Below are 24,995 nucleotides of genomic sequence, written 5' to 3' on the forward strand. Positions count from 1 at the left end.
TAAAAAAGAAAAAGCTTTCCGTTGCCGGAAAGCTTTTCTTTTTTCCGGAGTGGAAGCATCCGGAACGCCAAAGATAGGTTTAAAAGATGTGTTTTGCTAATTTTAACCTTAGTTAAAATGTAACTTGCTCATTTAGAGCTTCAATTTTATTCCCGCATTGAAAGTTCTTCCCTCCGTATGCGTCCAGATATCATCAAATGTGGGGTTGGTATGCGATCCGTTTACAACACTTTTGTATCTGCTCTGCCTGGTGTCGGTAAAGTTTTCTGCATTGATGAAAACCGATATTTTGCCAAATACCTTTTCGGCCATAAAGCCAAATTCCCAGTAAGCCGGAGTATGAAAATTATTGTAAAGGTATTGCCTGTCGGTAAAATAACCCTCTAATCCTAACTTGAAGTTTCTTTCTTTTTCATATAATAGTGCCAGGTTTAACCGGTTTTTTGGTAATAAACGGATATCCGTTACTACGGGAAGATACTTTGCTTTAGCGTTGGTGTAAGTGTAGCCGGCAAAAAGTTTAAAATCTTGTTTGAAAATAATTTTGGCATTGCTTTCAAAACCCAGGCTATTAACTGGTTGAGCAGTATTGGTGGAATAAAAGTTCAAATTGCCATCCTGCATTAGTATCGTTGAATTCGTTATTCTGGTGTAGAAAAACATTTGGTTCAGGCTGATTAACCAATCATCACCAACATTCGTTTTATAATTTACATCGGCCGTGCCACCATAACTTTTTTCTGATGAAACATTATCTAGTGGCAATAAGTTCTGGTATTGAAACGTTTCGGTCTGTTCTGTAAACAATGTTGGTGTTTTGTAACCCAGTCCGCCGCCAATTCTTGAACTCCAGTGGTCGTCAAATTTATACAACGCAGAAATTCTTGGCAGCACAAAAAAATCTGTCTTATTGTAAAAATGATTATAATAATGAGTTAAGTCTGTTCTGATACCACTTTCGAGTTTAAACTTTTCGGTAGCATCCCAGGTATGTTGGAAGTATAAACCTGCTGTTTTAGTATTGAAATCCCTCGCAACAACAGTAGTGTTTTGCTCCTTAAAATTATCGTAAACTAAATTTGCACCAAAGATTAAGCTTTGGTTTTTAATATTTTTTAGATAACTGATATCTGAATAAATATTATAATTGACACCTTTAAAATTATAGTTTGGGATACCGATACTTCTATCAAAATAATTAAAGCTTGTTTTTACCCGAAACAAGTCTTTTTCATTTGATTTTATACTTAAGTCCAGTGTAGAAGTATTTCTGATACTCTTGTTGTTTTCGAAATAGCTATGATTAGCGTCTGCACCCTCTTTAATCAGGAAAATATCTCCGCCAGTCCGGTTACTTTTTGTAAATGCATTCCCAATAATTATCGTTGTCTTTTCGTTAGGATAAATGAAAAGCTTCGGGTGAATGGTAAAATCTTTTGATTTAGGTAGTTCTGTAAAATCATCCTTATCTACATCATAAGGCTTTTGAAAGTTTGCCAGCGCCAGCAGGCTGTACCCGATTTTATCATTCCGCTTCATGGCAAAGCCTCCAATATTTGTTTGGCCAACATTTGATTGATTTACAATAAAGTTGTAATCAGCCTTTTCCTTTGGTGTGCGTGAAATAAAATTTACTACGCCTGCAATTGCTCCTGCACCATATAGGGTAGAAGCAGGACCTTTAATAATTTCGACCTGTGCAAGGTCTAGAGGTGGAATTTCCAGGATACTTAAGCCATTTGCAAAGTTGCCAAAACTGGCGTAACCATCTTTTAGTAGCTGTGTGTACCTTCCATCTAGTCCTTGTATCCTGATGCTTGCATTACCACTCGTGGCAGAAGTTTGTTGTACCGAAATTCCGGTACTTTCATGTAAAATCATGGAAACGTTTGCCGGCCGCATATTGCTTTTTTCGTCGATTTCTTCCAGTTCGATGGTTTCTACACGTGTAGGTGTATTCTGAATGGAACGGCTGGTACGTGTAGATGAAATGATTACCTCTTCAAGTTCATCACTTGTTTCTTCCAGAAATACGATTAGCGGGTTCGACTGGCTAAGCGGAAAATTAAGTATAATGGATTTTTCCTGATAGCCAATGTGGTTAATTTTTAAGGTCTGCTTTCCATTTGGGATATTGTTGATTAAAGCAATCCCATTTTCATCAGCAGCTGCACTGATTGTGGTGCCAGTAATACTAATAGTTGCACCTTTTAGAATTGTTTTATCGCCTTGCGATTTGATAAGTGTTTTGAAACTGTTTTGTGCATAGGCACCTGTTGTGCATAAAAGCATGCACAATACGAAAAATATTTTTTGCATTGATTGATATTAAAAATGAATAAATAGAACTGAATTAACAGTAATAGATGGTTCGAACTATGCGAACGTATTCATTCTTAATTTTGGCGGTTGCCAGATGTTGTTCAAAAAGCCAGCTGTAAATGAACATTTATACGCGGCTTGATTTTGTGTTGATTCTTCAGTTTTAATGAAGTCTAGTCCCAAAGGTTTTAATGGAGATAGTAAAGGTTGTCCACAACAATTACAGGTGCAGAGCGGCGAACAGCTATCCTGATCAGCATGGTTTTGATCTTTTTGTATCCTAAAACTAACCTGATTTTTTTCAAAAGCAGGAGTTTCCATAGCATCTTCGCAGTTTGTGAAAGATAGTATGAGCAAACATAGACTTAAAAACCAGATACAGATCTTCATTGAGTAGCAAATATACGAATCAAACAGAAAATAGTTTAAAACCTTAATGTGTATTGGAAACGATAAGTTGCCCTCAGATTGACCGCTAAGCATTTACTCTTTGTAGTTGTTTGTTTTTCAGTAGGATAGCTAAACTTTGTTATGTGGCTAATGTTGAGTAAAAGAAATAGAATAAATAATCATGCAGCCAAAAATTATTATCAGGCAAGCCCCTGAAAAACCATTTTTTAAGGTTTTTTCCACGCCTGATAATATCTGCCCAATTAAACTTAAAGAAAGGGATAGAAAAACTTTTAAAGCTTTGTACAGGGTTTACGCTCCAATGATATATGGTTCACTGATGAGAAGCATTAAAGATGAGCAAAAATGCAACATGTTACTGGAGCAGGTTTTTCTTATTGCCTGGCAAGATATTTCTTTATACGATGAAAGCAAATGCAAGCTTCATACCTGGTTAAACAGGATTGCTAAGAAAGAAGTTTTATAAATAGTATGAGCTTATTGTTCAGCTTTATCATTTTGTTTTTTTAATTCCTCATATATACCTCTTAATATATCGTTTCGCTCATAATTTGATTTTCTGATGGAGTCGATTATTTTAAAGAATAAATACAGTAAGCCAATAATTAATAAAGTGTAGATAATTGGAATGAGCGAGAACCAGAACATATTTTAGTTTTTTTAGATGGTGTTATCAAATATATTAAAAAACTAATGTTTAATAGAATGAATCTTATGGTGTAAAAATGGCTTTAAAAATAAAAAGGAGACCTCATCCAAGCGTCTCCTTTTTTTCTAACCAAATATAAACCTGTTATGAGCAATGTGCTTTATACTGCGTATAAAGCACGCTTTGTCATTGAAAATCAACTCTGAGGGATGAGTTGAGGGATGAGGCTTAAATTTTTAAGTTTCATGAAATCTCAAAGACCAGTAACTAAAACGAACAAGTATCTCTTAGCAAACATTAGAGGTGTTGAAGTTTATCTATCCACTCCAATCAATGAGCTTGCCGAGCAGAAATATTATCTCGATTACAAGTTCAACGGGCATAAGAAGTATTACGGCAAAGGGGCTATAAAGGCTAAGGCATTAGAGTTCTTTTCAGACTGCACAAATAGGAAGTTGACCAAGCCACACAAGGAGTCACTTCTATCAGAGTTATTTAAAGAAGACTTGCTAATAATATCTAGCGAGTTTGTTCAACCATTAGTTAATACTTCGTTAGCCTTGAGAACAAAAGTCTCTCAAGCACTACAACAATTTTTCACTTATAAAGAGTTGCAACATAAAGAAGGTTCAGTTGATAAAGTAAGTTTATATGGGTACAAGCATCATAATAAAAAACTTACTGATTACTTCAACCTGTCAAGTTATAACCAAATGACTATTAACGAACTCAGTTCAGCATTTTGGTTAACCTATAGAATTGACTTGCTAAACAACAGCTATGGTATCAGTAAAAAGAAATTAAAGAATAGTTCAGTAAACCAGCACTTCCAATATGTCACACAATTTTACACTTGGTTAATTGATTACAACGAATTACCCTTGCGTAATCATCTGAAAAAATTGAAGAAGCTAAGTGAGGCACAACATGATAAAAGATTTAAGGTGTTGTCCAAATCAGAATTGAACGACTTTTACACCATTTTAGAGACTCAAGAGAAGTTTAGGTTCACTAGGCTTTATCTTGCAGGACTGTTATTGTATGAAAACAATATAAGGTTGTCAGAGCAAGTTTTAATTAGGATTTGTGATGTTGATTTAGATAAGGGAACTCTATTAGTTTTAAACAAGAAAAATGATAGCCTTAGGACAGTTGTAATGTCAAACAAAGTAAAAGAGTTGATTAGTATAATCATTCAACGAACTCTTGACAAAGGTATTGTCATCCAAAGCACAATGTATTTGATTGGCGGATATAATCGATTGAAATCGGGGATGCCGTTGACTCATAAAGAATTAGGTATCGTGATGCGTGAATTCCGCCTTAAGTATCCTCAGTTTAAAGGCAGAACGCTATACGAACATAAACATACATCAATAACAAATCAATTTGATAGTGGAGTTGAACATTACAAAATTAAAGAACGAGCAAACCATAGCAGTATTTCTACCACAGAGATTTATCTTCAAGCTAATAGGGTAGTTCAGCCATACGAGTTAAAGTTAGAAGTAAAAGACAAAGCCTGATTACTAGATAGCACCCAACAAATGTTGGGTGCACCCTTGTTATTAGTCTTCAGGTTTTAACTTAAAGACTGGTCTATAACCAGTTTGCTTTTTGTTACTTCCATCTTCGTCGGCTGTATAAACGTCCTCTACTATGAACAATGCAAAGAAATCATTCTCGCAATTCTGCTTCCATCTCGATGTGTAGGGAGGCAACCCTGAATCTCTTCTCACTTGAGCTACAATAGATATGACTTCAGAATAGGTATATTCTTTTCCAACATCAAAACTATCGTAAAGAGCATCATGGTAATTCTGCTCCGCCTGTTTTGCGCTGTTAAGAGAATCTATCTTTTCAACAACTTTATTAAAGCTGTTTCTACCTCGTCCTTCGATTCGCTTTACGAGTTCGAGTGTCATTTGCTCATTGTTAATTAATTTGACTAGGTAGTCAAATTTTTGTTTTTGCATATAAGTCAAAGACTCATATGTTAATGCTTCAGATACTTTATCTGAAGCGTTATCTTCTTTATTCATAATTGTAAATAAAATGTTTTAAGAGATACCCCTTTAGTGTTCTACTCCACCAATGGATACGTTTAAAACTTGTTAAATAATAGGTCTTAAAGACCGTTAATAATACAGTCGTCGTGTAAAACGACTGGCATGTTATACCATCCACTGTTGATTGGTTCATGAATCCAACTACAATAAAAGTATGCGCTGATTACACTCAGCACAATAAGCTAATGAGTATGGAATAGCTAGTTCTATACTTTAAAAGCTTTATAACAAAATGGTTAAATGTAAATTTGTCTGTTTAAAACGCCAATGTATCCCTACAAATAAAGGAATTACCTCATACTAGATTGGGGGCTACCAATTACGCCACTTCCGCAGTCAGGATTGATTAAGGATTACAAATATAGATTAGTCAATCATTAGTTCAAAGTTCTAAATGTGTTTTACAAGCAAGACTTGTATATGCTGTTATGTAACATGCTCATTATCAGTTGATAATTTTCTTATTCTTATGGATTTTTTGTATCTTTGTAATAACATTTCAGCAGTTAGAGGAGTCTATTGCACTTAAGGGATTAGCTTTTTCAGGCTAATCTTTTTTGTTGCCTTAGATTTCCATGCAAATAAGAAGTGTATAGCCAGATACACCTAAAGCAGTCCTCCACATCTCTGACTGCGACTTCTAAAGATACACCTGCAAACTACTCTATAAAACAATGAAATGTATAAGACACAAAGAACCTACATTGTAGGCAAGAACGATTATTTAGATAAGGTATTTAGAGATAAAATATTACCCTCAGGCTTCATAGATAAAGGAAGGTGTGGTATTGGAGGGACAACAATGGAAATCCTATATACAGGTCGTTGTTCAATTATAACCGTGCCGAATATAAGCATACTAAAATGTAAGAAGCAACAGCACTCTGAGATAGAAATTGTGTATGGTGACGTAACACGAGAAGAAGTATATAACTACTTATCAGTAAAAAGAAAAGGACTGAAGATAATGACCACCCCTGAAGGAATCGAAAAAATAATGTGGGCAGCAAATCAGCTTGGTCGAACCAATGAATTAATGGAGGAATGGTTTTTTATGCTCGATGAGGCACATACATTTATTACTGAGGACTATAGAGAAAACATCCTTGCACCTTTCAAGTACTTTTTCGAATGGAAGAATAAATGTATAATCACTGCAACTCCATATCTCTTCACCCATCCTAAAATGGTAGAACTTGATTATCATCAAGTTGTTGTTAGTGAAAAGCTAGGTAACGTTACCCTCGTCAACTCCTATAGTGTTGCTGCAACATTAGATTATACACTACAACATGCAAATTCATTTCCGGGTAACTTGCATATTTTCCTTAACTCAGTTACTGAGATTGCAAAAGCAATTGACAGAGCACAGCTTAGTGATTGCAACATCTATTGTGCAAATGATAAAGACAAAAGCAACCTCAAAAAATTGGGTGAGTTGGCCAAGTTCTACTACGAGGATACCAACACTGAAAGCTTCAAGAAGATTAACTTCTACACAAGTAAGTATTTTGAGGGTTGGGATATGTACGATGATAATGCTACACTAATCGTCGTAACGGACATTCATTGCGACCATACCAAAATTGGTATTAGTGATAAAGCAGTACAAGCATTTGGTAGGCTCAGAGGAAAAAGAGATACTCAGGATTGCCCTAGCCCGCATCAGCTTATACACATTACCAATGCTGCAAATAATCTTAGCATCAAAAGGCAGGAACATTTTGCTGAAGAGTTCACTTATAGCGCGAATAGGCTCATACAACAGCATAACATAAATTGCAAAGATGTAAAGTTTGCAAAGACTTTACTCAGTAAGGAGATGAGCAAGTATGCTGATGTAGATAACAGGACACAAATGGCTGCATTGGACTATATGAAGCTTGACCAACAGATTAATGAGGCTGCCAAGCGAGAATGCTATAACCACATCAATTTTATTGAAGAAGCATGGGAGAGCAAATACAGTGTAGATAAACAACAGTCAACAATTAAATATGAAGGCAAAACAACAATGAAACGTAAATCAGCATCAACCAAGTTTAAAGAAGATTATCACCAATTGTTAGATGGAAGGAAGAGCTGCAAAAAGAATATGTATCTCAACTTTCTTAATGAATCAATAGAACAGGATATTAAAAAAAATAACCCACTTGCATATGAAGCCGCCAAGCTACTCCCAGTTGAACGGGTTGAAGAATTAAATTACTCAATTAGCAAGATTAAACAAGAACTTATATTAAAAGGGAATGCGAAAGCAGAGATAAAACTATTAAAATTGCTCGACCATTATTTTAAGGTTGGCGCAGTTTATACCAATGAGTTCATTACTGAGACGCTACAAAGTTTATATAATCAATTACAGATAAGAACGAAATCAGGAGAGATTCGTGTTGCTAAACCAGCCCAATTAGGTGAGCTTGGAAGATTTGAAATTGACAACTGCAAGCCAAAGAACAAAAACAATGAGTTTGTGCATGGCTACATTATCTTAAGAAAACAGTTTCAGCTTCATATTGCAGCCTGATAGCTGTAATAATTTTCCATGCAAAGATTAAAACTTACTTATTAAGGGGAAATTACAAGAATTCGCATTTCTATGGAAAAGGCTTAATAAATGAAGAACAAAATAATAAAGGAGACTTGCTTTACAGGCAGGTCTTTCTTGTTAATGGGCGTTTTGTCTTAAATATTGGCTAAAACTTAGATTTAAACTCATTTAGTGCTATTAGGATATTTAATCAATATTTTTTGTGAGGCCTTCAAATAAGCCCCCTCTCTATTTGAACATGGATTGTAGAGAATTATGCGTCATCCAACTTGGAGGGTTGCACCCAGTCTGTAATATATCCTATTCTTTAAAAGTGGATATTCTTAATATGAATTTATAATGTAAGTATAGTGCCTTTTTATATGTGTCCCCCCCAGACCAACAGAGGTTAGACATAACCCCCTGAGCATGCTGTCGATGAAAGTAAAAAGTTTACTAAGCTTCTAGCCGCCAATAAATTTCTTGTTTCATTACACTGCGTTCTAATAAGATATCCACTTATAAAAGAGAAAAACACTATGATAAAACTTGAACTAATGCAGAATAGATTACCAAATGAAGTTGAATGGAATGAAAAGCAATGGGTTCAAACCACTAGAAAATATAAAAACCTCACCAGAGCGAAGCGGTATGCGTCAGCAGAACAAAAGAAATTGAATCCACTTAGGGAATCAATGTACTTCATTCTTGTAAACAAAGTGAAGTTGATGTACCAAACTTTACCGAACAATAGTGATAGGGTGGTCGTTGAAATCCCACTTAAAAAACATCCGATTGATACAATTGGCATACATAGCTTCATTTCTAGGTACTTTTATTTTCAATTGGAATGTGATGTAACCAATAACTATATCATCCTCTATAAGTTTCATAATTGCCCATTTGAAGAGGATATTTACAAGTTGATGAAACGTCTTAGCTTAAAAAAGTTTAGTAAGGAAGCTAACATCCAAGACTATCCTTCATATTACAAAAGGGTGCTTCAGGTTCAACCTGAACGTTTCATCCTTGAACTACCTTATAATAACACTTGATTTAACCATCAATCACACAACTGCCTGGCTTATCAGCTAGGCAGTTTTACCAACGCACTTTTTTACATTATTCACTTTTAAGAGATAGAAGAGCAACCCTGATCTACCTTTTAAAAGTGGAAACCGTTCCATAGAATGTACATAGCTATTGCTACTACATAGGTCTAAATCCAGTCCTAGAATACTTTTATAATCTAGCAAATTTCCAAGCATCCAAGACGGATGCTCTTTCTTTTTATTCAATTTTAATTCTTAACAATGAAAGCACAAACAAGAGCGAAAGCTCAAAACAGAACACAATTTGTAACAGTTACAACCGATGTTCAAACTATCAACAAGGAGGTTGAGAAAGCCTACACCCTTATTGTAGACAAAGCAATCGAACTGCTCAACCGATTTGAAGTAACCAAATTTAGGACTTACGCCATGATGGAACATACCAAGAACGAACAGAACACAAATCTTGTCAAAGAGTACCTAAGTTACTTTCACAATGTCACTTTAAGTATGTCGCCAAAGGATGGAAGATTTTATATTTTTCTGGACTGTGGGCAAGAAGCACTTGAAAAGTTCGGTAGTAGCTTAACTAACCAACTACTGAGAGAAGCTTACAGCATTACCCAGTCTCATGATAATACAAGCGGAATCGAATATGCGCTGAGAGTAAACTTTCTACCTGCGGAACAACAGCATAACTTTTTCTATCGCAGGATTGCAGAAGGGGAAACGGATTACGTAAGCATTAACACTGTTGATAGAAAAGAATCACCAAATTAAAAATATAGGGGCTTACTGCCCCTATATTTCATTGCTCTTGATTATCTTTACACAGACTTAAATACCAATACGTAAACGAAACAGAGTAATAATTAACAACATATAAAGAATTTTAGCGTAGCTATCAGTTCTTGCATATCAGGAATCCTAGGAAAATTCAACATTGCAACAAGAACGGAGACAAGCAACGCCTACGCAAAAGCGTAGGTGCTGTCCTCTGTTGCAATAAGCCCTCCTAGGAGCTTCTGAATGCAGATTGGTACAGTTCCCTACGCTTTCGTGTTAACTAGAATGCTGACTTGGAACATGGCAGCTTAAATTTATATGAAACTCTCAATCTTCTTTTGGATTACTTCACTTGTGCTCTACTTTCAGCCAACCAAAGAATGCAAGTATAGGTTTATCATCGACAAACAAAATTACTTTATTGAAGAAGCACAGCTCAACGACATTTTTGGCTTTTGCTTTCAAGAGATTGTTAACACTGGAAATGCTAAACAAAAAGACTTTGAACTCTGGTCTGAAAGCTATGCCACATGGCGACAACTTGCTTGTCAAGGTACTTACCAATGGGATGTTTACTACAACAAGATAGCTAACGCAACTTATTCAGGTACTGCTTCAAATAGCGATTTAGGGATTGGTGATGATGGAAAAACAGCTAGGGGAAACCCTAATAAAAAGCAGAATCATGCTCACCGCATGGCTTATCTCAATTACGAGATGCGTAAACAGCTAACTTACTTTTTCACACAAAAGAAGATTCAGTAAGCTATGAAACAATTCATTTTTATAATTATGCTATTCTGCCTTAAAAGTGGATACGTTAGAAGTCAACAGATACAGATTTACTCTGGAACATGTAAGATGGTTCAGATAACTTATGTCCGTGATGGTAATGGTAAATATTATCGTTCAAATAAAGATGTTGGTCAAGCATTTGGTAAAGTTGTTTTAGTCCCTTCTACGAAGAAATTTAGTTTTTTCTATAACGGTAAATTACAGCATTCATCCAACTACTTAGTATCTGTTGATGGTCAAAGAGGTGAAGAATCATATGGTTTACAAAATGGATATTCAGCCCATAGATTCATTGTAGAAAGGGATTTTGTGGTTCTGTACCAACCTTCAAATGGCGTTCTGTATGAATACCACATATTTAACTATAAGATAAGTGAATAGGGCAGTCAAAATATTAAGCAACCATGATAAAAAATCAAGAAGAGATCTTACAGCACTACCAAATTGAGCTTCACCGTAGGGGTGTCAATAAGAAGTTTAGTGAAGTGTTAGCACATAAAATGTTAGACATCCACCTAACCATCGATGAAGAAACAAAAGGGCAATACCGAGGTGATATTGCCACAGAATTACAACTTGGTGTACTTCAGGACGTAATCTTACAATTTGTTGTTAAGGCGAAAAGTAAATAAGGAAAGACAAGAGCCGTAGCTATATGGCTCCTTTTTATTATACTTGAAGTTGAAATCCCTAGTAATGTTTAAGCCAGCTAATTTGGCAATTGGCGAAACGACAAAACCCGTAAAAGAAATGATGCCACCGCAACCTAAATATGGAACATGGGATGCTATAAATTCACCTGTCGAAGGAACTCAATTTGCGATTCGATGAGTGGATGCAAGACTGGCATTATGAGGTTGCAAATGCTGCTGACATCGGTGCATACATTAAATATTACAAATCGGAAGTAGATAATGATAAGAAAGCTCTACTTATGCAAGCCATCATCCAATCTACAGAAAATCAAGAATGCCAGGCGGACTTTGAAAGCTATTGGCGTATTCTCGAACCGCTGTTAAGAACGGATTTTAAACTTCACGCATATGCAGTTTTTTACTGGTCGTGTTTTGATATAAAGGACCTAAACGACTGCTAGACAATTACTCCAAACACGCGAAGGCTTTGGAATGACAACGAATAAATTCCATAGCTTGCGCTCGTTTGTAACGCATGCATCAAAGGCCAGTTGTTGACAAATCATAGTCATCTCCAGGTTGGTGTGTCACTAATTAGAGGAGGCTCTATCCCAACAGACAAATTTTCTGCATTTAAAATGTTATATCACATTATACTGAGTTTAAGATTAAATTAATAACTTTAGGGAACTAATTTGTTTACACTTATATACTCCTTGTTTTGCAATTGATTATCCGATTTGTAGGCTTTACAAATGTTTAAAGAATAATAAATTTATCTATATCACACCAAGTAAAAAATGTACTAAGTCTAATGTTTTTTGATTTTTTAGTATTGTATTCCTGGAGTCATACGAGGTATTTTTTGAATAAGGCAGTTTTACTCTTAAAATATGAACGAAATAAATACTACTTTTTTGAAATTTTCTAAAAGATCTGAAACTGTTGATATCGAATATTTAGTGAAAACTTTCGTAAATGTAGGCCCACTATTCACTATTTTATCAAATAAAGAACATGAAATAACTTATGGAAGGAGGGGAACAGGTAAAACACATGCTTTACTAAATTTGAAAAGTAACATAAATAAAAATAATGAAATACCGGTTTATATTGACCTGAGAACTATTGGCTCTAACGGTGGGATTTTTTCTGATTCTTCTATTTCAGTGGTTGAAAGGGCAACGAGATTGTTAATAGATACTATTAGTTTCATAGTTAATAGCATAGTTGACACAATCGTGTTAGATGAAACAGGAAAATATAATTTAAGTAAAGCAAGTCCAGTTGCAGATAAAGTATGGGATTCAATTAGTGAAATAAAGGTCGAAAGTGAAATTGAAAGAACTGAAAATATAGAAGAAAATTCGACAGAATCCACACAAAAAGATAGGAAATTTCAGTTATCAAATAAAGGAATAAGTTATAATCGGGAAAAACAAACTGGCGTAGGAAGTAGTGGGAAGAAATCCATTGAAACTAAAATTAAGGGAATCTCAACTCACCGAATACATTTTGCCAGTTTATTTTCCAGTTTAAAAGAACTGACTAAAGAGTTAAATACAAATGTTTGGATTTTAATTGATGAATGGGCAGAAGTACCTCAAGAACTTCAGCCTTATCTTGCGGAGCTTTTAAGAAGGACAATTTTACCAAATCCAGATTTCATTTTAAAAATTGCTGCCATAGAACAGAGGACAAATATTTCATTTACAGATGAGAATTCAAATAGAATTGGAATAGAAATAGGTGCAGATATTGCAACCACGCAAAATTTAGATGAATACATGGTATTTGATAATGACGAAGAAAAATCTAAAGAGTTTTTCAAGGAATTAATATTTCATCATTATACTAATACAGTTAATGATAATAAAATTCAAAATGCGGATGATTTAATTTCAAAAGCATTCTCCCAAATAAACTCATTAACAGAATTTGTAAGGTCTTCAGAAGGAATACCGAGAGATGCTATTAATATTCTTTCAATAGCTGCTTCAAAGGCGAATGACAATAAAATATCAGTCGAAAATATTAGAAGTGCAGCAAGAACTTGGTATGCACGAGGTAAAGAAAAGGCAATTACATCAAACAAAGAAGCTCATAATTTACTCCTGTGGATAATCGATGAAGTAATTGGTCAAAGAGCAGCACGAGCATTCCTATTGCAGACAAACAAAAAAGATAAATTAATTGATTATTTATTTGATTCAAGGGTATTACACATTATAAAAGAAAATATTTCAGGAAAAGATACTCCAGGTATTAGATATAACGTGTATTCTATTGATTACGGTTGTTATGTAGATTTATTAAATACAAAAAATGCACCTAAAGGATTGTTTGCGGCAATTGAAGGTGAAGATGACGCAGAGATTTATATAGATGTTCCTAAAACAGATTATAGAGCTATTAGAAGAGCAATTTTAGATTTAGATGAATTCTACAAGCAAAACATAGTTTAAGATGATATAAAAAAATTAGGGTGAATTATTTTTCGCTAAATAATTCATTCCTAACCCAAGCCTTTCACTCCTTTGCTGCTTACACAGTGGAAAGGCTAGGTTTAGTCATTGATTTTGTGTGAGGGGGCTTCATTACTGCTGCTTTATAAGTGGAATTGCTTTCACTTTTATGACAGTAGCAATTATTAAGAGACAGTGCTATAAGGTAGGTAGAAAGGTATTCGGCAAGTCTAACACCACTTAAAACACACGCCATCGCTATGCTCTGTCATGGTTTTAATTTTGGTGAATCGGTTGCCTCATGGAAGCTCACTTATCTTTATCTAGGATTTGCTACACTCATAAATTCGTTACGCTTTATCCTGGATAAATCTAATTGCTTCCCTTATTTGCGTACCTGCGTGATCGCTCAGGCTTCAGCTTGTCACGATTATTGAGGATGTACAGGACAAGAGTTTAAAGTCAATAATCTCGCCAAGCCTCGTGTTTTATTGCATAAAACATTCCGTTGCATCGTTCTGCGAACTTTACTGCAACGACCATCGCTCAATACGCATGTCGGTACGCTAACACACTTCTAGCGGTTGGACTAAGCAAAATAATATTCTGTTTTAACGTCAATATTTAGACTATTGAACTGAAATTGAAGTAAGTCTTTGAATCAAGTTGTTTACTTAACACTTTTGCGTTTTCATAGAAAGCTAAGTTTACTACGCATTAGATAGAGGTTGATATACTTTTAATGCTATTAGTTAATTACAGATAAGCCGATTATGTCGGCTTATTTTGTTTAGCCTAACTCTAACAATCTAACTTAATTAATAACGCTCATTATGTTAAAACTAACTTCAAGTCATTTAAACAACGCTCGTACCATTAACCGTACAGCTTATAACGCGATTATCGAAAAAATGCAAGAAACCATTCTTAGTGGAGATACTATTGAAATAAGTGGTGAAGAGCATATAGTTAGGATTGAAAATAGTAAAGAACTTAATGATTTTATCTTTAAATTAGGTTGATTTTATTACGCTCTATAACATGAAAAGAACCCTATTCGCTCTAATTATTGGCTTCGCTTCATTTAATGCTTTTGCTCAAAGCACATCAGAAGCCCCTGTACAGAATATTTCTACTGATAGTACTGTTACATATAGGCTATTTGCTACTCGAAATATGTACACGTTCATAAAATTGAATACCAGAAATGGGCAAATGTGGCAAGTTCAATGGGGATTAGAAGATAAATACAGATTTGAGAATACACTATCGGACGTTGTTCGTGTAAGTAAAGAAGAAGAAAAGAATGGCAGGTTCTTTCTATATCCAACTACTAACATTTATAACTTCGTTCTGCTTGACCAAATTAGTGGTAGAACATGGCAAGTGCAATGGGGAAAAGAAGACAGTAGAGCCGTTATACCCATATATTAACGGAATCGTTATCAACCGCAATTATCATAGCTGGGCTGATGATGGTAGATTTAAAGTAATGCCTTGGGCTAGTCGCCTAGGGCATTTGATAATTTAATTAGACAGATAGCCCAGCCCTTGTAAAAGTAATAGTTTCCTCTATCTTTATTAAGGGTAACTTTTTGTATATATTTAAGAGTTATAGACAATCTTAAACCACAATATGAAAACCCCAGAAATTATACCAATAAAAATTATAGAAAATTCCGATAAAATTGATTGGGAACCTTGGGTTTTACTAGTTGCTGTTTTATCTCTATTCGCAGCGGTAATAATTCCCTTTGCTCAAAAACGTTATGAAGAATACAGAACTAAAAGAAATTTCCAATATTATTTAAAAAAACAAATTGGTTTAATTTTAAATCTAATTACTACTGAAAAACTTGAATATGTTGAACCAAGCGTTAAAAATGAGCCGAAAAAAGAATTCTTTTACATTAATGACTATATAAAGAAAATTAAATCTGATTTTCAAGAACATAAAAACACAATCCAACCACGAATAATTTTTATGTTGCTCATGAATATTCAGAAACTTTGCCATTTTTCTTATCAGTTGAGGCAGATTATTTCAACCATCGATTTACAAAATATTACAGAAAAAACATTAGAGCATGGTAAAGAATTATCTAAAGAAGAACTTAATAAAATCTACGGACTGATATTAATTTACGAAAGTTATGTTGGAATTTCATCATTCCATGATAGATTTGGAAATACAAAGTCAATTAAAAGAGAAATTAAAGACAACCTTTGGATTGGCTTGAAAGTAGAACAAAGTCTTCTTTCAAATCAAAGCGTATTAAATGAAGATTTACTTACGATTAATGACAATGAAAACAGTTTAGAAGAACTTCAAAATATCATATTAATTGTAAATCAACAGACCAAAGAATATTTTGATTACGACAAGCTGCAATTAAAAAGAAAAAAAAGTGACTAACTTGCAGGATAGCCAAATGTTTAAAATAGGGTAAGCATTCGGTATCAATACAAAATATCCAAAATTCAAATTTGCCCCTTGAATAAAGAAATAGTGTTGAAAAGTGGATATTGTGAGGTAAGGATATGTAATCTATTTTACTATTACACCAATTTAAACTTGTCCCCTCAACACGTTTCAAGAAATTCCGGCATAAACGCTCTTGTAGCCACTACACAACCTATTTATTCCGTTGCTTCTTGACTTAGTTGAGTTGAAAGTTTTGTTCAGTTCCATAATTAAAAAATACAACTATGGTACAAGAACAATTCCAAGTAGCCGAAGTACAAGTAAGCTACAAACCAGACTACGACATTAATGAACGTCCAAAGGTGAACTCAGCTCAACAAACGTATTGCCTTTTAAAACAGCATTGGGATATGGGAAGGATAAACTTCCTCGAAGAGTTCAAGGTCGTGCTGTTCAATAGGAGCAATAGAGTTCTAGGCATTGCCGACATATCGATGGGTGGGGTGAGTGGTACTTACGTAGATCCTAAGGTAATATTCTCTATTGCTTTACAAGGTAATGCGAGTGGACTGATACTCTGCCATAACCATCCAAGTGGCTCATTGTTGCCAAATGAACAGGATATTAAGATCACGAAGAAACTTGTGGAGTGCGGTAAACTGCTTGAAATTAATGTATGGGACCACCTCATAATAGGTGAGTCGAGCTACTACAGCTTTGCTGATGAGGACATGATATAGTAAGTTTATCTTACAGAGATGCGTGATTTTCTGGGGATGAGATAGGGATGAGTTCCTTAATCCCTGTATTGAAAAGTGCCTCAAATGCGTATATTAGTTATCTAATAAAATAAATGTAAACAAGTGTGTTAACTAGTTTCATCTCTCTTTTTGTTCTTAAAGTGTTGATTTACAGTAATAAATGGCTTTGAAAATAAAAAGGAGACCTCATCCAAGCGTCTCCTTTTTTTCTAACCAAATATAAACCTGTTATGAGCCAGGCTTTGTCTTTAATTCTTTATCTAAACCTCAGGTTTTTCAAAAGAATGATTTATCTTTTTTATGTGAATAAACATCTTTCCGTTTATTACTCTACAAATATAGAAAAATTTTTCTTAGTGTAAAAAATACACTAACATTTTTTTAAGTATTTTTTTTGTCATTTTTTAGTTGTTGTTCTTTTTTAAGAAGATATCGTGGTTTAAAATGACAGTACTGCAAATATACTTCAAAAACATGTTAAGCAATTGTTAAATATTATCAAATTTTGGTATGATGTATTCAAATTGTATCATCATTTTGTTCAAAATCAAAATTTACTTTGATTATTGGATGTCTTTTAAGATGATGACTAGGGTAAAACGGATTTTTCGATTTAATGTTTTGCTTAAATTGTTAAAGAATGTTAAAATGAATTGTGTATTTATAAGTAAAAAAGGTTTTTAAATAAAAAAGACCCCGAATTCGGAGTCTTTTCTGTAATTATATGTTGCTTTAAGCTTATAAGCTAGCGTAATATTCAACAAATTTAGCTAATGCTGAAGAGTAACCCCACTCATTGTCGTACCAAGATACAACCTTAACGAAGTTATCATTCAAAGAAATGCCAGCTTTAGCATCAAAAATTGAAGCGTGATCGTCACCAATAAAGTCAGAAGAAACAACTTCATCTTCAGTATAAGCTAAAACACCTTTTAATTCACCTTCAGAAGCTGCTTTCATAGCTGCTTTGATTTGCTCATAAGTAGCTGGTTTTTCTAAACGTGCTGTTAAATCAACTACTGAAACGTCAGCAACAGGAACACGGAAAGACATACCAGTTAATTTACCTTTCAACTCAGGTAAAACTAAACCTACTGCTTTAGCTGCACCGGTAGATGAAGGGATGATGTTTGAGAAACCACCACGGCCGCCTCTCCAGTCTTTAGCTGAAGGACCATCAACAGTTTTTTGTGTTGCAGTTACCGCGTGAATTGTACTCATTAAACCTTCAACAATACCGAAGTTATCGTTTAAAACTTTAGCAATTGGTGCTAAACAGTTAGTGGTACATGAAGCGTTAGAAACGATAGTCTGATCTGCAGTTAATTTGTGGTGGTTAACACCCATTACATAAGTAGGGATGTCGCCATCTTTTGCAGGAGCAGAGAAAACTACCTTTTTAGCACCTGCAGCGATGTGTTTTTCAGCATCAGCACGTGTTAAAAATAAACCTGTTGATTCGATAACCACTTCAACACCAACAGCATCCCATTTCAAGTCAGCCGGGTTACGCTCAGCAGTTACACGGATAGTTTTACCATTTACTACTAAATTTCCATCAACAACTTCAATTGTGCCATCAAACCTGCCGTGAGTGGTATCGTATTTTAACATATAAGCCATGTAATCCGGCTCGATTAAGTCGTTAATTGCTACAATATCTAAACCTCTTTTTAAAGCAGCTCTGAAAACCAGTCTGCCGATACGGCCAAAGCCGTTTATTCCAATTTTGCTCATTGTTTTTTGTTAATTAATGTAATGTTTTAATAAATTAAGTATTGGTTCTTTTATAATGCTTTTTATTGTTAGATCGTATTTTTCTGCCGTATGTATTAGTCTGTCTTCAAATTCGGCTGCCACTGTACCCACAAAATGTAAATCTTTTCCCGGGTGCTTTTCTATCATTGGTAAAATGCAATTTTGAAAATGTTTTTCGAAACCGTCATCAATCATTCTGATGATATAACCATGTTTATTGTTCTGGATAAAAAAATCAAGGAAAGAACTCAAAAAAATATTTGCCTGTGGCTTATTATAAATTCTTTCAAAAATCTGCGACCTATCCAGGTTATAAGCCCTGTTAAATTTTGTTTCAAGCTCTTTAGGTAATTTTTTGTTAAGGTAACTCTTCAGTAATGTTTTACCAAGGTAGTTAGCCGAACCTTCATCCCCTAAAATATAACCTAATCCAAAGTTATTAGCCTGTGGCTTTTTTCCGTCAAAGTAAGCACAATTAGAACCGCTGCCCAACATGGCCACAATGCCAGGTTTGTTATAACAAGCCGCTTTCGCTGCGCCAAATAAATCATTTTCTACAATAACCTTGCTGTATTTAAAAAAAGATGACAAGGTTTTTGCAAGTTCTTCTTTTCTTTCTGCAGATGAAGCACCAGCTGCAAAAAAGTAGATTTTCTTAATACTTTCTGCATGGTTTACCAAAACTACCTTTTTATTTAAAATTTGAAGAATAGTTTTAGCATCAACGAAGCAAGGATTTATACCTGAAGTGTTGCAGTGCGCAATCACTTGCCCATTTTGAGTAAGTTTCCAAAATGCCGTTCTCGAACCGCTATAAACAACTGCTATCATTATATTTATATGGATAAAACTTCCGTCATCTCCATTAAATCATCTTCAAGTTTAAAAGTATGTGTAGATAAAGCTTCCTCAATACTGGTTAAGCGGATATCGTTTCCTCTTAAACCAACCATTTGGGCACTTTCTCCTGCAATTAGTGCATTTACTGCTGCAAAACCTAATCTGCTGCCTAGTATCCGGTCGAAACTGCTCGGGCTTCCTCCTCTTTGCAGGTGGCCAAGTATGGTAACTTTGGCATCATAATGATCAAAAGTTTCCTTAACTCGCTTGGCAATATCGTAAGCCCCGCCTTGCTTATGACCCTCTGCAACGATAACAATGCTAGATGATTTTTTTGTTGCTGCACCTAAAGCGAGCTTGCTAATTAAATCATCAACACTGGTTTCTACTTCTGGTAATAAAACCGCTTCGGCACCGCTGGCTATTGAACTTCTTAAGGCAATACAACCCGAATCGCGGCCCATTACTTCAATAAAGAACAATCTGTCATGCGCATCTGCAGTATCCCTTATTTTATCAATCGCTTCTATCACCGTATTAATAGCCGTATCGTATCCTAAAGTAAAATCCGATCCGCTTAAATCATTATCTATCGTTCCAGGTATACCAATAACTTTAACGCCATATTTTTCGCCAAAACGTTTAGCTCCGGTAAAAGTTCCATCACCACCAATAACCACTAAGGCATCGATATCATTTGCTTTTAAATTATTGTAGGCAATCTCTTGTCCCTCATCGGTTTTGAACTCTAAACAACGGGCAGTTTTTAATATCGTGCCGCCCAAATGTAAAATGTTGCTTACAGAGCGGGCGTCCATTGGTTTTATGTTGTTGGTGATTAAACCCTGGTAACCTTGCATAACACCAAACATGTTGATGCCATGGTAAATTCCTGTACGAACCACTGCTCTGATGGCAGCATTCATTCCCGGAGCATCGCCCCCTGAAGTTAGTACAGCTATATTTTTAATATTTGGTTTCATCTTCGTAGTACGAATATAGTGTGTATTTTCTACACTAAGTAATTTATTTTATTTTTTTTACTTAATATTGAAAGTCATACCTTTAACGCTTAAAATAACTAAATTTTACATTGGAACAAATTCTACCTCATTTAGATTCCGTTTTCTCCATTGACTGTGTGCTGTTTGGATTTGATGGTAAGGAATTAAAAATCTTACTTATCGAAAGGAATGAAGAACCATATAAAGACTGGTGGGCACTACCAGGTAACATTGTAGGTGCCGACGAAAGTTTAGATCAATCTGCTGCCCGTATTTTGTATGAATTAACCGGTTTACGGGGAATTTATATGGAGCAATATTATGCCTTCGGCGATCCGGGAAGACACCCTCAGGGTAGGGTAATAACGCTAGCCTACTATGCTTTGATTCGTTTGGGCGGAGATAAAGACTTGCGCCCGATTAGTACTTACGCAAAACAAGCCAACTGGTTGCCGATAACTGCTTTGCCTAAACTAGCTTTCGACCACCAGAAAATTTACGATAAAGGTTTAGAGAAAATAAAGCGCAGGATTAAACATCAGCCTATTGCCTTTGAACTATTGCCAGAGAAATTTACCTTAACACAATTACAGCATGTGTATGAGCTGGTATTGGGTAAAAAACTGGACAAAAGAAATTTTAGGAAGAAAATTGTAAGCTTCGGTGTTTTAAAAGAACTCGATGAGAAACAAAAAGGCGTGTCGTACAGAGCAGCAACTTTGTATAAGTTCGATAAAAGGAAATATGCCAAGCTGTTTGGTAAGGAAATTTCTTTCTAATTAAGATACCTGAAATACCAAAAAACCCGGTTTGAAATTTTCAAACCGGGTTTTTTGTCTACTAATTAATTTGATCGGCGTAAACCGATTATGATTTTACCCTTTAGGAGATAATTCTAAGTGGTAGTGTACCAAATCATCTATAGGCGAACGAATGATTTTGCCAACACCCATTTCGTAACGGTCGGCAACAATGCTTAAAATGTCGCGGAAACTGTAACCTACAGAACCAACACAATTTAATTTGTGGTCTTTGTAGTTTGGATAGTGGATTACTAAAGCTTCGAAAAATGCCGTGAACGCATAATCGATGGTTTTATAGGTATAATCCTCGTAGCTATCTTTAAAATCGTATAAGAATTTACTAAAACTTGCGCAGAAACGGTTCGGCAAAGGTTTGTTGTAAATGTTATCAAAAATATCTTCGTTGGTTAAAGCATAGTTATCATAAAAAGCTTCTCTTAAGCCTTTTGGCATGTAACCTTTCATGTAATCGCTAAGGATGCGTTTACCAATGTACGAGCCGCTTCCTTCATCACCAAGGAAATAACCAAGTGAATCAATGTTTAAGGTAATGTCGTTTCCATCATAAAGGCAAGAGTTTGTTCCTGTGCCCAAAATGGCCGCAAACCCTGGTTCGTTACCTAAAAGCGCCCTGCATGAGGCAAGTAAATCATGACCGACAAAAATTTCTGCATTGGTGAATACCTGTTGCATGGCATCGGCAACAATTTTTTTGTTTGCCGGTGTAGAGCAACCTGCACCATAGTAATAAACTGCTGTCAGCTTTTCTCTTTCTAAGTGGTCCGGAAGAGTTTCATTTAAAGACTGTACAATGTATTCCCCCTTTGAGAAATAAGGATTGTAACCTTCGGTATTAAAGTAAATTTTTCTGCCGGCCTCGTTAATCAAACACCAATTTGTTTTGGTTGATCCACCGTCTGCAATTACTATCATTTTATTTATTTTTGGTTTTAGCACGATAAAAGTATAAAAACTCTTATATTTTGTATCTTTTTTTTTAATAATTTTTTAACAATTTATTGTTGTTGAAATTTAAGTGTGTAAAAAATACACTATATAAGCTGTTTAATCGGCCTAAAAACCTTAAAATTATACCAAATAAGGCATTGGTCTTATTTTTTTACCATCAGATATTTTTTACAATTTTTATAGAAATGAATAACAGAATTTTAGACTTCAGGAGTGATACCGTAACCAAGCCAACTGCCGGAATGCTTGATGCCATGATGCGTGCAAAAGTAGGCGATGATGTTTTTGGTGAAGATGAAACTGTGCATGAACTGGAGACAAAACTTGCCGGAATGTTTAATATGGAAGCGGGATTGTTTTGCCCTTCGGGAACAATGACTAACCAGATTGCTATTAAATGTTTCACGCAGCCTATGGATGAGGTGATCTGTGACCAAACGGCACATGTTTACCGTTATGAAATTGGTGGGATTGCATTTCACTCAGCTGCTTCTGTAAGATTGCTGCACGGTGATAGGGGAATTTTAACGCCAGAGTTAATAGAACCCGAAATTAATGAAGACAATATTCATTATCCAAATTCCAGCCTTGTGGTGCTCGAAAACACGGTAAACAAAGGTGGTGGCAGTTGCTATAAACTGAGCGATATTGCGCCAATACATCATCTGTGTAACATTAAGGGCTTGAAACTACATTTGGATGGAGCACGGATTTTTAACGCACTAATTGCTACCGGAGATAAGGCCCATGATTATGGTCAGTATTTTGATGGTATTTCTGTTTGCTTATCCAAAGGTTTGGGTGCGCCGGTTGGTTCTGTTTTGTTAGGGAGCAAGTCAACTATTCATAAGGCACGTAAAATAAGAAAAGCCTTTGGCGGAGGAATGCGGCAAGCAGGTTTTCTGGCAGCTGCTGGCATTTATGCATTGGATAATCATGTAGATCGGTTGAAGGATGACCACTTCCATGCGAAAAAACTGGCTGAAGCATTATCATCGGCAAGCTATGTTAAATCGGTAATGCCGGTTGAAACGAATATTGTAATCTTCGAAGTTGCCCCGGGAATGGCAAATAAAATAGTTCATCAGCTTAGCGAAAAAGGTTTACTTTGCAATACAACAAGTGCAAGTACCGTACGTTTAGTTACACACCTCGATTTAAGCCCTTCTATGATTGATGAGGCTATTGAAATAATATTAAATTTGTAGCACAATAGCCTAACCAGATGCCAGAAATTTCAAAAATTTTAATTGCCAACCGTGGAGAAATAGCTTTGCGAATAATGCGCTCAGCAAAAGAAATGGGGATAAAAACGGTCGCGGTTTTCTCTGAAGCCGATCGCGATGCCTTACATGTACGCTATGCGGATGAGGCGGTTTTTATCGGCCCTGCACCATCTAATCAAAGTTACCTCGTCGGGGAAAAAATAATCGATGCCTGTAAAAAGACAGGTGCACAAGCCATTCATCCCGGCTACGGATTTTTGTCTGAAAATGCTGGTTTTGCTCAAATGGTGGCATCGGCTGGTTTGATTCTAATTGGTCCATCACCTGAGGCTATGGAAACCATGGGGAATAAACTTTCTGCAAAGGCTGCTGCTTTAAAATATAATATTCCAATGGTTCCCGGAACCGAGGAGGCAATTCAGGATGTGAATGAAGCAAAGCATAGGGCAATAGAAGTTGGCTTTCCAATTTTAATAAAGGCAGCTGCCGGTGGCGGAGGGAAGGGGATGCGGATTGTTGAAAAAGCGGAGGATTTTGAAGAACAAATGCAACTCGCGGTAAGTGAAGCCACTTCTGCCTTTGGTGATGGAGCAGTTTTTATTGAACGCTATGTAACCTCGCCAAGGCATATCGAAATTCAGGTTTTGGGTGATACGCATGGTAATATCGTCCATCTGTTTGAACGAGAATGTTCTGTGCAAAGGCGCCATCAGAAAGTAGTGGAGGAAGCACCATCTGCAGTGTTAACCGAAGAAATCAGGGAGCGTATGGGGAAATGCGCTGTTGATGTAGCCCGTTCTGTAAATTACGTTGGTGCCGGAACTGTCGAATTTATCCTTGATGAAAACCTGGATTTTTTCTTTCTTGAAATGAATACCCGTTTGCAGGTAGAGCATCCGGTAACCGAACTTATCACCGGTGTCGATCTGGTAAAAGAACAAATTAAAGTTGCTGCCGGCGAAAAATTAAGTTTTACCCAGGAAGACTTGAAGATAAGCGGCCATGCAGTTGAATTGAGGGTTTACGCCGAAGATCCTAATAATAATTTCCTGCCTGATATTGGTACTCTACAAACCTATAAAACGCCAAAAGGAAATGGTGTGAGGGTTGATGATGGCTTTGAACAGGGCATGGAAATCCCTATTTATTACGATCCAATGATTGCTAAACTCATCACCTATGGTAAAAATAGGGAAGAAGCAATTGAGCGAATGGTAAGGGCAATTGAAGAATATGAGATTACCGGGATAGAAACCACTTTAGGATTTGGTAAATTTGTAATGCGGCATGATGCTTTTAAAACCGGAAATTTTGATACCCATTTTGTGGGGAAATATTTTAATTCTGAAAGTTTAAAAGCGGAAGATGAAACCGAAGCATTGATAGCTGCAGTAATTGCTTCGAGGTTATTTCAAAAAAGTGAAGGGGCGCTTGAAGGAAAAAAAACTTTGGCAAATACTTCGGGCTGGCGAAAAAACCGATTGAAATTTTAATT

23 protein-coding genes are annotated in these 24,995 nt (G+C 35.6%); 16 read left to right on the forward strand and 7 right to left on the reverse strand.

Annotated elements, in window-relative coordinates:
• Positions 1-132: 132 nt before the first annotated feature.
• Positions 133-2,319, reverse strand: a complete 2,187-nt coding sequence (locus R2R71_RS18605) for a TonB-dependent receptor (protein ID WP_316832788.1) — start codon at positions 2,317-2,319, stop codon at positions 133-135.
• A 574-nt stretch (positions 2,320-2,893) separates the two neighbouring features.
• Between R2R71_RS18605 and R2R71_RS18610 the strand changes: the two genes are divergently transcribed.
• On the forward strand, positions 2,894-3,199 hold the full coding sequence (locus R2R71_RS18610) for a sigma factor (protein WP_316832789.1): 306 nt from the start codon (positions 2,894-2,896) through the stop codon (positions 3,197-3,199).
• 11 nt (positions 3,200-3,210) lie between these two features.
• Here the strand turns inward: R2R71_RS18610 and R2R71_RS18615 are convergent, their stop codons facing one another.
• Complete coding sequence (locus tag R2R71_RS18615) at positions 3,211-3,381, reverse strand: hypothetical protein (RefSeq protein ID WP_316832790.1); 171 nt, start codon at positions 3,379-3,381, stop codon at positions 3,211-3,213.
• A 246-nt stretch (positions 3,382-3,627) separates the two neighbouring features.
• Here R2R71_RS18615 and R2R71_RS18620 point away from each other — a divergent pair, with 246 nt between their 5' ends.
• Entirely contained in the window at positions 3,628-4,908 is a 1,281-nt protein-coding gene (locus R2R71_RS18620) for a site-specific integrase (RefSeq protein WP_316832791.1), read from the forward strand.
• A 42-nt stretch (positions 4,909-4,950) separates the two neighbouring features.
• On the opposite strand, the gene R2R71_RS18625 is transcribed toward R2R71_RS18620, so the two are convergent.
• Positions 4,951-5,424 carry a hypothetical protein gene (locus tag R2R71_RS18625; RefSeq protein ID WP_316832792.1) on the reverse strand — a complete coding sequence of 158 codons (474 nt, stop codon included), beginning with the start codon at positions 5,422-5,424 and terminating at the stop codon, positions 4,951-4,953.
• Positions 5,425-6,130: 706 nt separating this feature from the next.
• On the opposite strand from R2R71_RS18625, the gene R2R71_RS18630 reads away from it, so the two are divergent.
• The 11 genes from R2R71_RS18630 (at position 6,131) to R2R71_RS18680 (ending at position 16,879) form a co-directional block, all read left to right on the forward strand.
• Positions 6,131-7,978 (forward strand): hypothetical protein, encoded by a 1,848-nt coding sequence (locus R2R71_RS18630; protein WP_316832793.1) that lies wholly within the window; start codon positions 6,131-6,133, stop codon positions 7,976-7,978.
• 542 nt (positions 7,979-8,520) lie between these two features.
• Complete coding sequence (locus R2R71_RS18635; protein WP_316832794.1) at positions 8,521-9,036, forward strand: hypothetical protein; 516 nt, start codon at positions 8,521-8,523, stop codon at positions 9,034-9,036.
• 258 nt (positions 9,037-9,294) lie between these two features.
• Complete coding sequence (locus R2R71_RS18640) at positions 9,295-9,813, forward strand: hypothetical protein (RefSeq protein ID WP_316832795.1); 519 nt, start codon at positions 9,295-9,297, stop codon at positions 9,811-9,813.
• 324 nt (positions 9,814-10,137) lie between these two features.
• A complete protein-coding gene (locus R2R71_RS18645; protein ID WP_316832796.1) occupies positions 10,138-10,584 on the forward strand; it encodes a hypothetical protein in 447 nt (148 codons plus the stop codon).
• Positions 10,585-10,680: 96 nt separating this feature from the next.
• Positions 10,681-10,995: a hypothetical protein gene (locus R2R71_RS18650; RefSeq protein WP_316832797.1), complete on the forward strand. Its 315-nt coding sequence runs from the start codon at positions 10,681-10,683 to the stop codon at positions 10,993-10,995.
• 23 nt (positions 10,996-11,018) lie between these two features.
• A complete protein-coding gene (locus R2R71_RS18655; RefSeq protein ID WP_316832798.1) occupies positions 11,019-11,246 on the forward strand; it encodes a hypothetical protein in 228 nt (75 codons plus the stop codon).
• A gap of 896 nt (positions 11,247-12,142) precedes the next feature.
• Positions 12,143-13,714, forward strand: coding sequence for a hypothetical protein (locus R2R71_RS18660; protein ID WP_316832799.1), 1,572 nt, complete (start codon positions 12,143-12,145; stop codon positions 13,712-13,714).
• Between the two features lie 833 nt (positions 13,715-14,547).
• Positions 14,548-14,736: a hypothetical protein gene (locus tag R2R71_RS18665; protein ID WP_316832800.1), complete on the forward strand. Its 189-nt coding sequence runs from the start codon at positions 14,548-14,550 to the stop codon at positions 14,734-14,736.
• 154 nt (positions 14,737-14,890) lie between these two features.
• Positions 14,891-15,148, forward strand: a complete 258-nt coding sequence (locus R2R71_RS18670) for a hypothetical protein (RefSeq protein WP_316832801.1) — start codon at positions 14,891-14,893, stop codon at positions 15,146-15,148.
• A 202-nt stretch (positions 15,149-15,350) separates the two neighbouring features.
• The gene (locus tag R2R71_RS18675) at positions 15,351-16,130 is read left to right on the forward strand and encodes a hypothetical protein (protein ID WP_316832802.1); all 780 of its coding nucleotides are present in this window, start codon (positions 15,351-15,353) and stop codon (positions 16,128-16,130) included.
• Positions 16,131-16,423: 293 nt separating this feature from the next.
• Entirely contained in the window at positions 16,424-16,879 is a 456-nt protein-coding gene (locus R2R71_RS18680; RefSeq protein WP_316832803.1) for a JAB domain-containing protein, read from the forward strand.
• Between the two features lie 759 nt (positions 16,880-17,638).
• Here the strand turns inward: R2R71_RS18680 and gap are convergent.
• The 3 genes from gap to pfkA are packed head-to-tail and all read right to left on the reverse strand — an operon-like array spanning position 17,639 to position 20,481.
• Complete coding sequence (gap, locus tag R2R71_RS18685) at positions 17,639-18,637, reverse strand: type I glyceraldehyde-3-phosphate dehydrogenase (protein WP_316832804.1); 999 nt, start codon at positions 18,635-18,637, stop codon at positions 17,639-17,641.
• Positions 18,638-18,646: 9 nt separating this feature from the next.
• Positions 18,647-19,489 carry a hypothetical protein gene (locus R2R71_RS18690; RefSeq protein WP_316832805.1) on the reverse strand — a complete coding sequence of 281 codons (843 nt, stop codon included), beginning with the start codon at positions 19,487-19,489 and terminating at the stop codon, positions 18,647-18,649.
• Positions 19,490-19,494: 5 nt separating this feature from the next.
• On the reverse strand, positions 19,495-20,481 hold the full coding sequence (gene pfkA / locus R2R71_RS18695; RefSeq protein WP_316832806.1) for a 6-phosphofructokinase: 987 nt from the start codon (positions 20,479-20,481) through the stop codon (positions 19,495-19,497).
• A 110-nt stretch (positions 20,482-20,591) separates the two neighbouring features.
• Between pfkA and R2R71_RS18700 the strand changes: the two genes are divergently transcribed.
• Positions 20,592-21,281 carry an NUDIX hydrolase gene (locus R2R71_RS18700; RefSeq protein ID WP_316832807.1) on the forward strand — a complete coding sequence of 230 codons (690 nt, stop codon included), beginning with the start codon at positions 20,592-20,594 and terminating at the stop codon, positions 21,279-21,281.
• Positions 21,282-21,377: 96 nt separating this feature from the next.
• Here R2R71_RS18700 and R2R71_RS18705 read toward each other — a convergent pair whose 3' ends face one another.
• Positions 21,378-22,238: a BadF/BadG/BcrA/BcrD ATPase family protein gene (locus R2R71_RS18705; protein WP_316832808.1), complete on the reverse strand. Its 861-nt coding sequence runs from the start codon at positions 22,236-22,238 to the stop codon at positions 21,378-21,380.
• A gap of 221 nt (positions 22,239-22,459) precedes the next feature.
• On the opposite strand from R2R71_RS18705, the gene R2R71_RS18710 reads away from it, so the two are divergent.
• Both R2R71_RS18710 and accC read left to right on the forward strand, forming a co-directional pair.
• A complete protein-coding gene (locus R2R71_RS18710; RefSeq protein ID WP_316832809.1) occupies positions 22,460-23,482 on the forward strand; it encodes a GntG family PLP-dependent aldolase in 1,023 nt (340 codons plus the stop codon).
• Between the two features lie 17 nt (positions 23,483-23,499).
• Positions 23,500-24,993, forward strand: coding sequence for an acetyl-CoA carboxylase biotin carboxylase subunit (gene accC / locus R2R71_RS18715; protein ID WP_316832810.1), 1,494 nt, complete (start codon positions 23,500-23,502; stop codon positions 24,991-24,993).
• Positions 24,994-24,995 lie beyond the last annotated feature (2 nt).

This window comes from Pedobacter aquatilis (genome assembly GCF_032678405.1).
GTDB lineage: Bacteria > Bacteroidota > Bacteroidia > Sphingobacteriales > Sphingobacteriaceae > Pedobacter > Pedobacter aquatilis_A.

Bases quoted from the DNA above. Each gene is read 5' to 3' on its own strand.
- R2R71_RS18640 (WP_316832795.1), top strand. From the start codon at position 9,295: ATGAAAGCACAAACAAGAGCGAAAGCTCAAAACAGAACACAATTTGTA.
- R2R71_RS18665 (WP_316832800.1), top strand. From the start codon at position 14,548: ATGTTAAAACTAACTTCAAGTCATTTAAACAACGCTCGTACCATTAAC.
- R2R71_RS18625 (WP_316832792.1), bottom strand. From the start codon at position 5,424: ATGAATAAAGAAGATAACGCTTCAGATAAAGTATCTGAAGCATTAACA.
- R2R71_RS18630 (WP_316832793.1), top strand. From the start codon at position 6,131: ATGTATAAGACACAAAGAACCTACATTGTAGGCAAGAACGATTATTTA.
- gap (WP_316832804.1), bottom strand. From the start codon at position 18,637: ATGAGCAAAATTGGAATAAACGGCTTTGGCCGTATCGGCAGACTGGTT.
- R2R71_RS18615 (WP_316832790.1), bottom strand. From the start codon at position 3,381: ATGTTCTGGTTCTCGCTCATTCCAATTATCTACACTTTATTAATTATT.
- R2R71_RS18670 (WP_316832801.1), top strand. From the start codon at position 14,891: ATGTACACGTTCATAAAATTGAATACCAGAAATGGGCAAATGTGGCAA.
- R2R71_RS18690 (WP_316832805.1), bottom strand. From the start codon at position 19,489: ATGATAGCAGTTGTTTATAGCGGTTCGAGAACGGCATTTTGGAAACTT.
- R2R71_RS18710 (WP_316832809.1), top strand. From the start codon at position 22,460: ATGAATAACAGAATTTTAGACTTCAGGAGTGATACCGTAACCAAGCCA.
- pfkA (WP_316832806.1), bottom strand. From the start codon at position 20,481: ATGAAACCAAATATTAAAAATATAGCTGTACTAACTTCAGGGGGCGAT.
- R2R71_RS18620 (WP_316832791.1), top strand. From the start codon at position 3,628: ATGAAATCTCAAAGACCAGTAACTAAAACGAACAAGTATCTCTTAGCA.
- R2R71_RS18645 (WP_316832796.1), top strand. From the start codon at position 10,138: ATGAAACTCTCAATCTTCTTTTGGATTACTTCACTTGTGCTCTACTTT.
- accC (WP_316832810.1), top strand. From the start codon at position 23,500: ATGCCAGAAATTTCAAAAATTTTAATTGCCAACCGTGGAGAAATAGCT.
- R2R71_RS18680 (WP_316832803.1), top strand. From the start codon at position 16,424: ATGGTACAAGAACAATTCCAAGTAGCCGAAGTACAAGTAAGCTACAAA.
- R2R71_RS18660 (WP_316832799.1), top strand. From the start codon at position 12,143: ATGAACGAAATAAATACTACTTTTTTGAAATTTTCTAAAAGATCTGAA.
- R2R71_RS18705 (WP_316832808.1), bottom strand. From the start codon at position 22,238: ATGATAGTAATTGCAGACGGTGGATCAACCAAAACAAATTGGTGTTTG.
- R2R71_RS18655 (WP_316832798.1), top strand. From the start codon at position 11,019: ATGATAAAAAATCAAGAAGAGATCTTACAGCACTACCAAATTGAGCTT.
- R2R71_RS18605 (WP_316832788.1), bottom strand. From the start codon at position 2,319: ATGCAAAAAATATTTTTCGTATTGTGCATGCTTTTATGCACAACAGGT.
- R2R71_RS18675 (WP_316832802.1), top strand. From the start codon at position 15,351: ATGAAAACCCCAGAAATTATACCAATAAAAATTATAGAAAATTCCGAT.
- R2R71_RS18635 (WP_316832794.1), top strand. From the start codon at position 8,521: ATGATAAAACTTGAACTAATGCAGAATAGATTACCAAATGAAGTTGAA.
- R2R71_RS18650 (WP_316832797.1), top strand. From the start codon at position 10,681: ATGGTTCAGATAACTTATGTCCGTGATGGTAATGGTAAATATTATCGT.
- R2R71_RS18610 (WP_316832789.1), top strand. From the start codon at position 2,894: ATGCAGCCAAAAATTATTATCAGGCAAGCCCCTGAAAAACCATTTTTT.